Annotated in this window: 12 protein-coding genes and 1 pseudogene; 8 read left to right on the plus strand and 5 right to left on the minus strand. The window is 38.6% G+C overall.

Annotation, left to right across the window (positions count from 1 at the left end):
• The first annotated feature begins 6 nt into the window (after window positions 1–6).
• Window positions 7–615, plus strand: a complete 609-nt coding sequence (cysC, locus tag BN997_RS15715) for an adenylyl-sulfate kinase (protein ID WP_042533627.1) — start codon at window positions 7–9, stop codon at window positions 613–615.
• Window positions 616–1,043: 428 nt separating this feature from the next.
• Window positions 1,044–2,036: a polysaccharide biosynthesis protein gene (locus BN997_RS15720; protein ID WP_042533628.1), complete on the plus strand. Its 993-nt coding sequence runs from the start codon at window positions 1,044–1,046 to the stop codon at window positions 2,034–2,036.
• 182 nt (window positions 2,037–2,218) lie between these two features.
• On the opposite strand, the gene BN997_RS15725 is transcribed toward BN997_RS15720, so the two are convergent.
• The 3 genes from BN997_RS15725 to BN997_RS15735 all read right to left on the minus strand — a co-directional run bounded on the left by BN997_RS15725 (window position 2,219) and on the right by BN997_RS15735 (window position 5,215).
• A complete protein-coding gene (locus BN997_RS15725; RefSeq protein WP_042533629.1) occupies window positions 2,219–3,145 on the minus strand; it encodes a glycosyltransferase in 927 nt (308 codons plus the stop codon).
• Window positions 3,146–3,327: 182 nt separating this feature from the next.
• Window positions 3,328–4,065: a sulfotransferase domain-containing protein gene (locus tag BN997_RS22305; RefSeq protein WP_052485046.1), complete on the minus strand. Its 738-nt coding sequence runs from the start codon at window positions 4,063–4,065 to the stop codon at window positions 3,328–3,330.
• 7 nt (window positions 4,066–4,072) lie between these two features.
• Window positions 4,073–5,215, minus strand: coding sequence for a polysaccharide biosynthesis C-terminal domain-containing protein (locus BN997_RS15735; protein ID WP_042533630.1), 1,143 nt, complete (start codon window positions 5,213–5,215; stop codon window positions 4,073–4,075).
• A gap of 167 nt (window positions 5,216–5,382) precedes the next feature.
• Between BN997_RS15735 and BN997_RS22310 the strand changes: the two genes are divergently transcribed.
• Complete coding sequence (locus BN997_RS22310; RefSeq protein WP_052485047.1) at window positions 5,383–6,543, plus strand: glycosyltransferase family 61 protein; 1,161 nt, start codon at window positions 5,383–5,385, stop codon at window positions 6,541–6,543.
• A gap of 59 nt (window positions 6,544–6,602) precedes the next feature.
• Here the strand turns inward: BN997_RS22310 and BN997_RS15745 are convergent, their stop codons facing one another.
• Window positions 6,603–7,880 carry a glycosyltransferase family 2 protein gene (locus tag BN997_RS15745; RefSeq protein ID WP_042533631.1) on the minus strand — a complete coding sequence of 426 codons (1,278 nt, stop codon included), beginning with the start codon at window positions 7,878–7,880 and terminating at the stop codon, window positions 6,603–6,605.
• A 369-nt stretch (window positions 7,881–8,249) separates the two neighbouring features.
• On the opposite strand from BN997_RS15745, the pseudogene BN997_RS15750 reads away from it, so the two are divergent.
• The 5 genes and pseudogenes from BN997_RS15750 to BN997_RS15770 all read left to right on the plus strand — a co-directional run.
• A pseudogene (locus tag BN997_RS15750) lies at window positions 8,250–8,450 on the plus strand (glycosyltransferase); the annotation flags it as partial.
• Window positions 8,451–8,745: 295 nt separating this feature from the next.
• Window positions 8,746–9,810, plus strand: a complete 1,065-nt coding sequence (locus BN997_RS15755) for a C45 family autoproteolytic acyltransferase/hydrolase (protein ID WP_042533633.1) — start codon at window positions 8,746–8,748, stop codon at window positions 9,808–9,810.
• 231 nt (window positions 9,811–10,041) lie between these two features.
• Window positions 10,042–11,214, plus strand: a complete 1,173-nt coding sequence (locus BN997_RS15760) for a M20 metallopeptidase family protein (RefSeq protein WP_042536191.1) — start codon at window positions 10,042–10,044, stop codon at window positions 11,212–11,214.
• Window positions 11,215–11,257: 43 nt separating this feature from the next.
• Entirely contained in the window at window positions 11,258–11,692 is a 435-nt protein-coding gene (locus BN997_RS15765; RefSeq protein ID WP_042533634.1) for a hypothetical protein, read from the plus strand.
• 181 nt (window positions 11,693–11,873) lie between these two features.
• The gene (locus BN997_RS15770) at window positions 11,874–12,824 is read left to right on the plus strand and encodes a sugar-binding transcriptional regulator (RefSeq protein ID WP_042533635.1); all 951 of its coding nucleotides are present in this window, start codon (window positions 11,874–11,876) and stop codon (window positions 12,822–12,824) included.
• A gap of 20 nt (window positions 12,825–12,844) precedes the next feature.
• Here the strand turns inward: BN997_RS15770 and BN997_RS15775 are convergent, their stop codons facing one another.
• On the minus strand, window positions 12,845–14,506 hold the full coding sequence (locus BN997_RS15775; protein ID WP_084612956.1) for an IS1182 family transposase: 1,662 nt from the start codon (window positions 14,504–14,506) through the stop codon (window positions 12,845–12,847).
• Window positions 14,507–14,591: the final 85 nt, after the last annotated feature.

Here is a 14,591-nt window from a genome sequence, read left to right on the forward strand (position 1 = left end):
TTGTTTATGCCCGAATCAGAAAATATAAAATGGCATTATTCGAAAGTAACAAAAGAACATCGGAGGCGTTTGAATAACCATAAGAGTGCTGTAATATGGTTCACCGGGCTATCAGGTTCTGGAAAATCGACTATTTCAGTTGAACTGGAAAAAGAATTGCATCACTTAGGTGTCCGGACTTATCGTTTGGACGGAGATAATATCCGCCATGGATTGAATAAAGACCTTGGCTTTGGACCGGAAGAACGTAAAGAAAATATCCGCCGGATTGGGGAAGTATCCAAGCTGATGGCAGATGCCGGATTGGTTGTATTGACAGCATTCATCTCACCGTATCGTGCAGATCGTGATGATGTACGTAACCTGATGGAACATGGGGAATTTATTGAGGTATTTGTAGATGCAAGTATCGAAACATGTGAATTGCGTGATCCCAAAGGGCTTTATAAAAAAGTACGTGCTGGTAAGCTTACAGGGTTTACTGGAATCGATGCACCTTATGAAGCTCCGGTGAAGCCGGAAATTACAGTGAGTACGGATGTAGAGAGTATAGAGAAATCGGTACAGACAATCATTTCTTATTTGAGAATGAAAGGATACCTCATCAGTGATTAATATAAACGGAGGACTGCGCTGGATATATCACTGGAAATCAACGGTCTTCTAAACAATTTAATAGTCTTGTTAATCTAGCTGATTAGCCTCGCTAATCTTCCAGCATTTTTAATAGGATGGTTCGTCATATGCAAAATGGTCAGCATCTAATGAAAGGCTCTAACTATACGGACAGCAAATTTGGACCCGCAGCAGCTGCCTCTTTTATCTTTATTTAAACGTCTATCATGTACAGTCTACCAGTTTTTTCATAAATTGATTTAGAACCTATTTGAATGTAATGATGCCAGTAACTAAGCAGGGAATAAACGAACGTTGAAACCTGTTTGAGGGAAATTCCTGTCATCCAAGTCATCAGTGGTGTTCTAATGTATCTATTATACTGATGATAAAAACAATAGGCATTATTCCTGGAGGAGTGTTTAAATGTGTTTCAAAATACAACGATATTGATTACCGGAGGAACCGGTTCCTGGGGACATGAACTTGTCAAAAAGCTGCTTTCATTTCAACCGAAGGAAATAAGGATTTTTTCACGTAATGAATTTGCTCAGGTAAAAATGAAAAGAGAATTCCTGGATAATCCTTGCTTAAAATTTGTGATTGGAGATGTAAGAGATTTTGAAGCGGTAAATGAAGCAGCAAAAAATGTGGACTATCTATTCCATCTTTCCGCACTGAAGCATGTACCCATATGTGAAGAACAGCCTTTAGAAGCGTTAAAAACCAATGTAAACGGAACGGAGAATATCATCAAAGCAAGTTTAAACCAAAAAGTGAAGAAAGTCATTGACGTTTCCACAGATAAAGCAGTGGAACCAGTCAACTTTTATGGACTGACAAAAGCAATCGGAGAAAAATTAATCATTCAGGCTGACCAATTAAGCGATCATACGCGCTTTGTCTGCATCCGCGGAGGCAATGTTATTGGGACAAATGGCAGTGCGATTCCGTTTTTTAAAGAACAGATTGTCAAGCATCACACCGTGCCGCTTACATCCAGAGAAATGACGCGTTTTTTCCTGACGGTTTCGCAAGCCATTGATTTACTGATATATGCTTCCGAAAAAGCCGTTGGCGGGGAAATATTTGTTATGAAAATGAAAGCATGTGAGATTGTCGATTTAATTGGTGTTCTAGAAAAACACTTTGCTGAAAAAGCAATTCATATGAAGGAAATTGGCATTCGTCCAGGTGAGAAAATCCATGAAGTATTAGTGTCAAATTCGGAATCCCGGAACGCTTATAAATATGATGAAAATTACTATGTTATTTTGCCAGACAATGCTTCCGAAGAGGTGAAGAAAAGGTATGCCGGCTTACCAAAGGCAGGCTTCACCCGATACCAATCGGATGATGAATTAATGTCATTCAGTGAAATTGAACAAATTCTTATCAAGGCAAATGTTATTACAGTGTAAGTTCTTTATTAATGCAACAATCTGGAAAGAGGTACAAAAGGAATGGAACATATTCAAAAACACTAATTTTAGGGATGGATCTGGGACAGCCCCCAGAAAAAATGAAAAATAGTGAGCTCTCCTGTAAAGGCAGACTCACTATTTTTTTGATGGGTTTTTAAAATAAAAGCTAACGTAAGGCCTTATAATATGCTCGTTATCTGGCGGGTTAATTGCTCTGCCCGATGAGCGGTTGAATGATGATTATGAACAAAGCGCCAGCCAGCTTCGGTTATTTGTTCCCGTTCTTTCGGATGTTGCAGATAGTATGCCGCTTTTTCCGAAAAGTTTTCCTCGTTTATATCCACAAAATGCTTTCCCGGTATCAAGCCAATCTCCTCAAGCTCTGGTAAGGTCGGCGCCATTAACAAGGTGCGGCACGCCGGCACCTCAAAATATTTAAAAGTCACAACCTGACGTACGGAGCCGCAGGCAAAAAACAATTTCGCCTGATTGATGGTCCTGGCATAATTTTCGCCAATTAATGATTGCTCCGCCTGTTCGCTTGTAAAATCTCGCCATCCCGGGTGAGGACGATGATAAAAATGAGGAATTCCTTGATAATGCTGTAATATCTTTTCTCTCAACGGGTAGATTTGCGGAAAAGAAACTTCTCCCAGCATCATTAAATCAATTGCTTTTACACTGCCATAGTTTTTAAAGATGGAGGTATTCGCGAATTGTGGGAGAAAAAACACCTGATGCTGTTTTTGGTGAGGGTAATGCTGGTAAAAATTATGCCGGCATATGACAAAGAATGTCTTGATTTGATTACGCACTATAAATCTTCTTCTTTGTTCCACAAAACGATGTGCATCATTTACCATCAGACCTGCAGGCGTGTCAATATCAGCTAAGCCGGTAACAACAGGGACAAATGTTTTTCCTACATCATTTATAATTAAAATAAAATCCGGTTTGTCAGGGATCCTGCGTAATATTTTATTGATTGGTCCAGATTTTCGATACACCATCAAATTTGTTATTTTTGCTAATTCCTGCTCCAAAGCAGCATAATTATTATTTGTAAAGCGAGAAGTATCAGCTGCGATCAGTAATAGCTTTAGCATTGGTTCATCACACCTTCCTAAAGTAAAAACGCCTTCTGTGCTTAGAAGGCGTTTTGAGCTAGCTTTTTATTATGGAGAAAAGCAGCAGACTAAGTTCGCAACGTCCTGGGACTGGGACTGCGATTACTCGCCCCATCGAAAAGAGCTGTGTGTCAAAAACTTCCACTGAATGAAGTTTCGCTTTATTTATACCCGAGTTTTGATAAAGTCTTATCAAAAGCTTTACTGATTTGCTGCTGCTGTTCTTGGCTTAAAACAGATTTCCATTTATTTGCCTTACCTTCTCTTACAAAAGGAAGCGCAGGATTAGTAAATTGTGAAGACCCATTTAAATGCTCTTTTTGTTTTTGTTCCAATGCTTTCATATTATCGAAAGAAGCCCAATGGACTGCTTCATTGATTTCTTGTTCGGTTCTGTCTAAGTGTAAAAAGTTTATTATCCTTTTAGCTTCTTTCGTCGTATCTGCAAGAAGATCTTCATATTTCACAAGCAGAAAGCCGTTTTTGACCTTCTCCTGATTATCGAGCCAGCTGTCTGTCTGCGTGTCCCACGATCCAGGCGCAATATCCCCATTCATAAAAGCTGCAAAAAAAGTATCAAAATCACGACTTTCTCCATGATATTTCTGGAAATGATGATAATAGGAAATGACAACATCCCTTGGATCCCTTACCAGGTAAATCACTTTAGGATAGGATGGGTCATAACTGTCATGGCTCCATACAAGGTGTGGAGAGGGCAAGTTTTCGATTGGTTCACTTGATGCGTTTTGAATCATCGCTCCTTTCGTGGCCCAGTCCATTTTTTTTTGATATAACAATGTGGCGACGAGAAATAACAAGAAGTTATTCCCGGATTTTGGATAGGCTACAAGACAAATATCGTCTTTTTGACATATATATGTTTGATTCGTTGACATGAGGTTATCATCCTTTCTGTTCATCCGTTTTATTCGGCTGAACATCTAATGAGATTGTATCCGGGTTCTCCGGATCAAATATTTCATTGGCCCAAAACAAAACAATTATTTCTTCTTCCGTTATGTTTTCAATGGAATGGGTGTACCCTGGAGGGATGTCTACTATTTCAATATTTTGACCTGTAACTTGATAGGTGAGCTGGTTGTCCGAATCAATCTTCCTTAATTTAATGCGTGCTTCTCCTTTAATAACACAAAATTTTTCTACTTTTGTATGGTGATAATGGTTTCCTCTTATAACACCCTGACGTGATGTTGATATAAAAACCTGCCCGGCCTGCTGTGATTTGATTAATTCAACTAAACTCCCTCTCTCGTCCCGGTGAGCAGGTAATGCATAGGATAAGTTATCCATTTCTAAATAAGACAGATAGGTCGTATAAAGGTATTTTGTGAATTTATCAGACAGATCAGGGATAATCAGAGATTCTCGTACGTTCTTTATTTCATAAAGCTTTTGAGCGAGCTCGCCTACTGTCGTTTGGAAGGTCTGGTTAATATGGTTATAGAGCAGCTTATCCTGTTTTTTCTGATCAAGACAATCTATAAAACTGTCTATGACATCATCAATATATACGAGGTCAAGCTTTTTATCAGCGTCATGGATTTCAATCTCTTTATCATGGGAAATTTCATGGCAGAAGGTAGCGACCACCGAGTTATAATGCGGCCTGCACCACTTGCCGAAGACGCCTGGCAAACGGTAAATGCACACATCTGCACCAGTCTCTATACGATAATTTTGAAGCACTTCTTCTGCAGCTTTTTTACTCAAACCATAAGGTGTATTCCCCTCTGCTTGAATGGATGAGGTAAAAATGATTTTCGGTGTTTTATGATGTTTTTTCAAATAGTTGACAATGGATTCTGTAAGTCCTCTATTAACACTAGCAAACGCATTGCTATTTTGGGGTCTGTTTACTCCTGCCAAATGATAGATAATATCTGATTCGTTTAAATACTCATGCAGCAGTGACAGGTCGTCCCCATGATGATATTGCTTGAGAGAAACACCTTTCATCCTCTGTAATCTATCAACCAGATTCTTGCCAATAAATCCGCCTGCACCGGTTACGGTTACGTTAATCATGTTTATATTCCTCCTGTTTCTATTACCCACGCAATGGTCCAATTGGTGATAGCTGGACGATTGTTCAACACTTTTAAATACTTTTCTACATATTATGGAGTACGCTGCGAAATGTGAAAAAATAGGGCATAGGCAAGGTTGTTAATTGAAAAAGAGGGGATGTATATATGGTAGATTTATCTATTCATACAAAGGATTGGCTTGAAAAAATAACGCCAATAGCAGATATACATGATTTTTATAAGGAATTCTATACAGACGAAACGGTAACATATACGCTTCCAAAAGGAGATTCACCGGAATGGGTCGACTGGGTAAAGCCACCAAAGTTTGGAGAGCGTCATAAGTTTGACAAAGCTTATGTTTCAAAGATAGAAAATGGAAGTGTATGGATGTGCGATAAAGGGGAAGGCATGGTTTATACACTGGCCCCTGACAACACATACTTTCACGATATGGTTTTCCATTTATATTGGAATTATTTTGAGAAGATTGCAGTTAACTCCATTCCTTCCGCTTCCGCTTATGAGGGGACGCTGGGTGTTTTGGCTTGGGCCGGGCATGCCAATTACTGGCATTGGCTGCATGATACATTGGGACGCTATCATTTACTGCAGCTCAGCGGGTTTAAGATAGATAAATATGTTCTACCCCCTCTGACGTTGCCATTTCAACGGGAGACGATTAAACTGCTTGGCATTCCAGAGGAAAAAATCTTACAGCTTACACCGGGAATGCATGTGAAAGCAGAACAGCTGATTTTGCCATCTGTGCCATTCAATGCAGGAACTTGTGTGAAATGGACAATTGAATTCCTCCGAAGCGCATTATTGAAGAAGGATTCCTATCGCTCTGCAAATCCCGAAAAGCGAATCTATATTAGCCGGGAGGATGCTTCGTGGAGAAAGGTTGCCAATGAAGGAAAGCTTTTGGAGCTTTTGACCAGAAAAGGATTTAAAAAAATTGTATTGAGTACGTTGACGGTAGAGGAGCAAATTGCTCTCTTTTCCTCGGCCGATGTAATCATAAGTCCAAACGGTGCCGGACTTGCAAATCTCATGTTTTGTCAGCCGCGGACAAAAATCATTCAATTATTTACAGCTACATCAGACGAATTTATAAAAATTGGACAATACCTGGATTTGGATTATCGTTTTTTGAAGTGCAGGAATGCCAATCCCGTCTCCACAGAGCATGAAGTTATCAAAAACCTCGTGGTGGAGTGCAAGAAAGGCAAACCCGTCTTCACAAGGCAAGAAGTTATCCAAAACCCCGTGGTGGATTTGAAAAAAATAGCTGAGATTTTGAAGGAGGAAGGGATAGATTAGTAAGGAATATTTCAAAAATGCAGGCGCTCAGAGAAGCACCTGCATTTTTAAAGGCATTGTTATTTCAGCAATCTCAAAAATTCATTCCAGTCTGAACGGCTGGTTCTGGTTATGCTTTCCTTATGCTCCCGTACATTATATATCGTAAAATCATGATACTGAAAACGAGCGCTCTGAATCAATTGATTTAATACGCTCACATCCTCATAAAGCTTTCCTTCTTTAAATGTTATCACAGGAAATCCTCCAATTCTTTTTAAAGCAGAAGTGCGGTATATCCTTGGTCCGAGAGGGAATCGATAGGAAAGAAGGTCAGCTCTTCCATGGATATGCCTTCCCTTTGCTGTTCCTTTAAAAAGAACATCTCCCGTCAGCTGTTTCCACTTTCGAAGATTTCCATATAATACGGATACATTTTCAGAGAGAGTTGCCAGACGTTTTTTTATACTGGAAACAGCGTCCGGATCCAGCCAATCATCTGCATCAAGTTCTAAGATGAAATCGGATGTCACGTGAGGTAATAAATGGTTGAGAGCGACAGCTTTTCCCTCGTTCTTTTTTTCGAAAAGCTTCACCAGCTGTCTGTCGTGCCATCGTTTGAGCCGATGATAGGAATTGTCTGTTGAGCCATCATCCATAATTAGTATCTGTTCCGGCAATTCATTTTGAAGCAGGCAGGAAACAACTGCAGTTTCTGCATGATTTTCCATATTATAATTGGAAAGGATGACAGATAGACTTGGACTTGCTGTTTGGATTTTATTCAGCTGGTACTTCTCTATGAATTTTTGTTTTTCTAATGTGCTGGTTGAATTGCTTCTTCTTGACTGCAGCACCAGACCTTCCTCATAGCGTCTTTTTAAACTCGATTTATCATTAAGCCAGGCTGGCAAAAGAGCCTCCTTAAACGGCAGCTGGGTGTTTAATAGAAATTGCTGGTTTTTAAGAAAAGGAGCAGACACTAGAAATGGCCGATGAATCACACGGTTTTGATACCGGCAGCCAGTTGTTAAAAATGACTCTGATTGGGAAAGGTGAAGGGAATCAGCTTGAATAGCTGGAGAAAGGTAATCTGTATCATGCAGAAATAATACATAGGGATTGGTGATTTTTTGAATCACATCATTCAATGTTTTCCCGGAATCATTCTCTTTGCATATAATCGATTGGATTTGCTTGATAGGAGTGAAATCTAGTATTCCTGCTAAAGACACGTTCTGTTCATGGAGAACCATCACAGAATGTAATCTGGATTCAATCCTTTTTAAAGATACTAATGCTTTATGAATTGCTGCTACATCAGAATAAAGAATGAGAATCGCAGTGATATCCTTCAATCGGAAGCCTCCGTTCTTTTACGATATTTCTATTTATCACGGAGAATCGTCTGTAAAACTCCCACCTCCAAATAAAGCGTAAGAATAAATTTATTTAGGCGGGAGATAACGGACGCTACCTCCTTGAATCACTCAACTAATCCTTCAGTGGGGAAACGCAAAACTTCCGCTGAATAAAGTTTCATTACATATATATGAAGCTAATCTAATTTTATCCCATGTAAGTAATCAATGTGGCCTTCATGGCATCCTTTTCAAATGAATATGTAATTGAAAAAGGTTTATACAACCATTTTTTCATTCTCCGTTTCCGATAACACCTTTAAAACATATATTATTACATCTTGTGTATTGGTGGTGTAGATATATATGATAAAAGTAAGCCTTTGTATGATTGTAAAAAATGAAGAAGAGGTGATGCGGCAATGTCTGGATAGTGTAAAGGACCTCTGCGAGGAAATCATCATTGTCGATACTGGTTCTACAGACAAAACGAAAGAAATCGCAAGAGAGTACACAGATAAAGTCATTGATTTTAAGTGGATTGATGACTTTTCAGCTGCCAGAAACATTGCCTAATCGGAGAGAATTAATCTGGATGATGATACACTAAGCAGAATCATTTCCTTTCTGTCTTATTCTTTGTAGACTTAGCGTATAAATAGTTATCGATTGACTAATGGGGATTTATTTTAATGTAAATAATGCTGCTTAAGTCCAGTTTTGGTCTAAAGGTCTTTTGATTTATGGTGCTGACACAGTCTAAATGAAGTGAGTAAGCACAGCTTATCTTTGTTTAAAAGATAAAAAATTAACTGAATATAGCTTCAGTTTATGAGCAGCTGCTGCGGGAGGAGGAATTAACTTGAAAAAAATATCATCAAGTGTTGTTCAATTTCGGGGAACACATTATGAATTTGGCTATCATCAAGGTACTTTATTAAAAAATCATATCTTAGTAAAGAATCGTGAAAATCAATGGAAGGTAAGAACGTCTTTATTTTCTATTGATATCAAAGAAACAAAAAGGATTTTTCAAGAAATAGCACCGGCAATATGGGAGGAATTATTAGGTTTTGGTGACGCGCTTGAATGGCCGATGGAGAGAGTACTGCTTGAATTTGGAGGGTATCGGGTAAATTTGAACCGTTCCGGATGTTCCATTATAACAGGAGCAGATTATATGATCAGAAATTATGATTATCATCCGAAAACATACGATGGCTTTTATTCCGTATTCCAACCGACGGATACAGGATACGCAGTTATAGGAGTTACGCAGAAAGTAACGGGACGTTGTGACGGAATGAACGAAAAGGGTTTAGCAATGGGATATACCTTTATGCATCGTAAACGCCCGAAAGATGGATTTGTCTGTCATATGATTGGAAGAATGATTTTAGAAACATGCGCTAATATCGAAGAAGCTGTTTCGTTGCTAAAACAAATTCCGCATCGGGGATCATTTAGTTATGTGTTGTTTGATAAAGATCATTCGGAATCAACGATTGTTGAGGCTTCTCCAAGAAATGTAGAGGTAAGGACTGGAGCATCATGCACGAATCATTTTCAAATACTGAAGAAGGAAAACCGTCATTATTTGAAGGATTCGAAAAGACGACTGGAAATTATGGAAAGCAGCTCAGCCAATCTTCTTCATGGGAAGGAAGCTTTTCAGCTTTTAAATGGAACAGAGAATGGTGTGTTTTCTAAATTATACGGGCAGTGGGCAGGGACAATACATACTACTGCGTATTTTCCATCGAAATTAGAAGCATGGATTGCCCTTGGCGGTGATCAGCAGCCGGTGAAATTTGATTTTGCATCATGGCTGAAGGGGAATGATTTCCCTGTTTCTGAAGTTACAGGAATGGTAGATACAGATATTCCTTTTGTTCATATGGAGAAGGCGGATTGGTATAAGAAATAATTTTATTTACCATGGTGTCTAAATGAGGCAGATTCACGATAGAGAGAGGAGCAGCCTCTTTTGCAGGAGGAAGCTGCTGCTCATATAATCTCATAAATCCTAGTTGACAACTCGGGATAAAATAGGTAGACTTATATAAAATTCAGAATTTATTTCTGAACATGTGTTAGGTAAGTCATATATACTATTGAGATGGGCGGAGATTAAACAGTGAGCACAGTAGATAATAAAATAATACATTCCATATTTAAAGAATTTGATGCAAACTTTGAAGAAGTAAAAGACTGGAGAAGGTATATGCACCAGCATCCAGAATTATCCTTTAAAGAGGAGAAAACAGCAAAATACATAGAAGAAAAATTAAAAAGCTTTGGTTTAGATGTTCAAAAAAATATCGGAGGGCATGGTTTAATAAGTGTCTTGGAAGGAACACAGCCTGGCAAAAAGATTGCTTTAAGAGCAGATTTTGATGCGCTGCCAATTGAGGATGAAAAAGAAACCGCTTATAAATCTACTAATCCCGGTGTGATGCATGCTTGTGGTCATGATGGGCATACAGCAGCTTTATTAGGCGTGGCAAAAGTAGTAAGCCGATATAAGGAAAATCTGAAAGGAAGCATTGTTTTTGTATTCCAGCCAGCAGAAGAAACACCGCCTGGCGGAGCGAAGTTCATGATAGAAGAAGGAATTTTAGATGATGTAGATTATGTATTTGGAGCTCATCTTGCATCAGACATACCAATCGGGAAAGTTGGTGTAGGAGCGGGATATCAAATGGCGGCAGTAGATAAGTTTGCCATTGATATTAAAGGACATGGCGGTCATGGCGCCCGGCCGCATGATACTACGGATTCACTGGTAATAGGAACGAGCATTGTCGAGGCTTTGCAAAAAATAGTCAGCCGGCAAATTGATCCGTTAAAATCAGCTGTGGTGACAATTGGTGTTTTTCAGGCAGGGAACGCATTTAATGTCATTCCTGATACAGCACGTATTGAGGGAACGGTGCGCAGCTTCGATCCAGAAGTACGTGATAAAGTAGAAACGGAAATTCGTTCGATATTAGATGGAATCACCAGTGCATTTCATGCGGCTTATGAACTGGACTACTTAAGAGGATATCCTGCATTATTCAACCATCTAGAAGAAACAGACCTTGCCAGAGATTTATTCAAGAAAGCTTTTGAGCATGAGAATGTAGTAGAATTTTCTCCGGCTATGGGGGCAGAGGACTTCTCCTACTTTTTAGAAGCAAAGCCGGGGACCTATTTCCGGGTTGGTTCTAGAAACGAAGATGTAGCCACACATTACCCGCATCATCATCCTCGATTTGATATTGATGAACGGGCATTGGTGAATACGGAAAAAGCATTTGCAGCAATCATTAATCATTATTTATTGTAGAATAAAAAAATGCAGGAAAGTTTCAGCAGAAAGGAATTTAAGCATGACTCGGCCAAAGATATCTTTAATGGAAGCGTATATGATTGAAACAATGCGCGTAAACGGAATAACAAATGAAGAAATAATAGCAGGTGTAAAAGCTAAAGATGTATCAGGGTGGAAGCAAATAAATGAAAAATTTGATTTTGAACAGCTGATTGCATTAGCGGAAAAGGATTTAGCAGCTTTTGAAAAAGTAATTCATGATGGTTATGCTGTTAAATTTGTAACGGTTGGCGGCTTGGAGAGATTATTGAGTTTGAAATTTGGGAAAGAGGATGGAAAGGATTATCAAAAACAGCAAGCAGGGGTAATTGATTTGAATTTGGATGAACCTGCTCTGAATGAGTTAAAGCAGATTCTTTCCCTTAATTGGAAAGTAGAAGATGGAGCAGAAGGTATTTCCGTGTTGTTGAAAGACCAGAAGGATTTTTCTTGAAATTTCCAAAGGAGCGCTATAAACCTAATTTTGGGTTTATAGCGCTTTTCAAATATCTAAACCTTAAATTAGGAAAGCATTAGGCATATTTGACTTTACACTGTATAGATTCTATGATTAATATAAAGAATAAAGGAAGTTTAATAATTAGTATTTATAAACTGTGAAGAGAGCGGATGTTATGCTAAGTTGGGAAGAACGGCGTTTAATGGTTAAAATTGCGCAATTATATTACTATGAAGGATGGACACAAGCAAAAATTGCAAAAAAGCAAAATGTTTCACGTCCTATTATCTCGAAATTGTTAAATAATGCCAAAAAAGAGGGTATTGTAGAAATTTATATTAAAGATGAAACGTTACATAGCGTGGAGTTGGAAAACGCTATTATGAAAAAATTTGATTTGAAAGAAGTTATTGTGGTATCCACAGCGGGCTTTGCTCCTGAGATGATAAAACGCCAGCTGGGAAAATCAGCTGCTTCTTATATAGCGAATCACTTAACGGATGTAAAAAGCTTAGGGCTTTCTTGGGGAACAACGCTATTATCTTTCGTAGAAGAGTACCCTTATAAATATAAAAAGGACACACATATTGTTCCAATTATTGGCGGAATGGGAAGCGAGTATGTTCATTTACATTCCAATCAATTAGTTTTCCATCTATCACAAAAAATGAATTCAAGCTGCTCTTATTTATATGCTCCAGCGATGGTAGAATCTATTGATTTAAAAGAAAGGTTAGTTGAGTCAAAAGATATTTCTCATGTTTTAGAGCAAGCAAGAAATGTTGATATGGCGGTTGTTGGTCTTGGGAATCCGTTTAAAAGCTCAACAATGGAAAAAATAGGGTATCTAAACCAGAAAGACCTCGCATCTTTACGTAAAGCGGGAGCGGTAGGAGATATCAGTTCGAGATTTTACGATGCGATTGGAAAAGAATTAAATCATCCCTTAAACGATCGTGTTATCGGTTTAGACTTAAATGAAATTAAACAGATACCCGAAGTTATTGGAATAGTGGAAGGCTCATATAAATTAGAAAGTCTAGAAGCGGCATTACAAGGTAAATATTTTGACGTATTAATTATTGATGATCGAACGGCACAGGAATTGGTTGAAAGCTATATATAAGAAACGAGGCTGGGACATAACTAGCCAAAAATAATGAACAGATGGATTTCACATCGGATTTTAATGTGAAATCCATCTTTTTTTGAAATCATTGATAGGTAGGTACATAAAAAGCGGCTAGAGGCAGCGTATCTTCTCAGATTCACTGCCATTAAGGCGAATCCCAATTCATTTTCCACTTTGGGTTTTCCTCGTACAGAGAAACGAGTGAAACCCAAATTAGCCTTCAAGAATCCAAAGAAAGGCTCTACATCTATTTTACGTTTTCCGTAAAGCTTGCCCATTTCTTCATCTGAAAGCTGTTCTCGTATCGTCTTCTTTTGTGCTTCCCATTTTCCATTATAAAATATTTTTCGGTTGTTGCCTTCCTTTGCTTTGGTACATTGCTCTCGTAAAGGACAGCCTGTACAATCTTCACATTCATAGACCTTAAATTGTCGCTGGTAACCATACTTATCTGTCCGCTTGGCATCATAACGATAGGTAACAGCTTGTCCGTTTGGACAAGTAAAGGCATCTTGTTTGGCATCATAATCCCAGTTGGCGGTGTTAAAAGGATTGTTTTTATATTTTTTCTTCTTCTCCTTACGATACATATTGTAAGTGATAAGGGCAGTTCGTAATCGTTCCAGGGTGACATTTTCTATATTCTGTTCACTTCCATAAGCTGCATCTGCTACGAGGAAATCAGGCAACGCAAAATAATCCTTTTCTATCCGATCTAAAAAAGGAATCCATGTTCGTGTGTCCGTAGGGTTCGGAAAAATATCATAGGCTAATGCGTAACGTCCTTCCGTTGCCAATTGCACATTATAAGCAGCTTTCAACTGCCCATTCTTCATATGATCATCTTTCAACCGCATAAAGGTGGCGTCATGATCCGTCTTAGAATAGCTGTTACGTTCTTCTAAAATCTCCAATGCTTCTTCATATTTTTCTTTACGGCGAATGAAATCGTGTACCTTTTTTAAGGCTTGTTTTGGTTGCTTTCGTTCCGAACGCAAAACTTTTCGGTCTTGTGCTTCTTCCCTTGATTCGATTTGTTCCGTATAGGTTTGGACAGACTTATCCAAATCCGTTGCCATCTGTTGAAGTTCCTTTGTCGTTAGAGCCTCAGGGCTTTCCCGTTCGATTTCTGGAATAATTTCTTTTTCTACCAGTTCTTCATAGAGTGCATTCGATTTCTTGATAAGGTTTGCTTGATAGCGTTCAATCGATTTTCGCCAGACAAACGTGAATTTATTGGCATTGGCTTCGATTTTGGTTCCATCGATAAAGATAGCCTCTGCATCAATCAACTCTTTTTCCACCAGCTGACAACGAAACTGAACGAAGCACTGACGCAATAGTTCTTTTACTTCCGGATTCACACGAAAACGGTTGATGGTACGATAGCTGGGCTCATATCCTTGCGCAAGCCACATCATCCGCACACTGTCTTTTAATAATCCTTCGATTTTTCGGCCAGAGAACACTGACTGGGTATAAGCACATAAAATAATTTTCATCATCATACGCGGATGATAGGCTGGACAGCCTGTCTGACGGATAAAACCGGTGAAAGCTTCTTCTGGAATCTGTTCAATAAATTCATGGACTGTATAAGCTATATCATTTTCTTGTAATTTCATCTCGAAATCTAATGGCAAAACGATTTGATTTACGTTATAATATTTATACATAAGGATACCTCGATTCTGTTTTTGTAGTGGTACTTTAACTTTATCAGAAGGTATCCTTTTTTTGTACATTTATTTCATTTTTTTT

Source organism: Oceanobacillus oncorhynchi (genome assembly GCF_000821065.1).
GTDB lineage: Bacteria > Bacillota > Bacilli > Bacillales > Amphibacillaceae > Oceanobacillus > Oceanobacillus oncorhynchi.

Bases quoted from the DNA above. Each gene is read 5' to 3' on its own strand.
- BN997_RS22305 (WP_052485046.1), bottom strand. From the start codon at position 4,065: ATGTCAACGAATCAAACATATATATGTCAAAAAGACGATATTTGTCTT.
- BN997_RS15765 (WP_042533634.1), top strand. From the start codon at position 11,258: ATGACTCGGCCAAAGATATCTTTAATGGAAGCGTATATGATTGAAACA.
- BN997_RS15725 (WP_042533629.1), bottom strand. From the start codon at position 3,145: ATGCTAAAGCTATTACTGATCGCAGCTGATACTTCTCGCTTTACAAAT.
- BN997_RS15735 (WP_042533630.1), bottom strand. From the start codon at position 5,215: ATGATTAACGTAACCGTAACCGGTGCAGGCGGATTTATTGGCAAGAAT.
- cysC (WP_042533627.1), top strand. From the start codon at position 7: ATGCCCGAATCAGAAAATATAAAATGGCATTATTCGAAAGTAACAAAA.
- BN997_RS15775 (WP_084612956.1), bottom strand. From the start codon at position 14,506: ATGTATAAATATTATAACGTAAATCAAATCGTTTTGCCATTAGATTTC.
- BN997_RS15770 (WP_042533635.1), top strand. From the start codon at position 11,874: ATGCTAAGTTGGGAAGAACGGCGTTTAATGGTTAAAATTGCGCAATTA.
- BN997_RS22310 (WP_052485047.1), top strand. From the start codon at position 5,383: ATGGTAGATTTATCTATTCATACAAAGGATTGGCTTGAAAAAATAACG.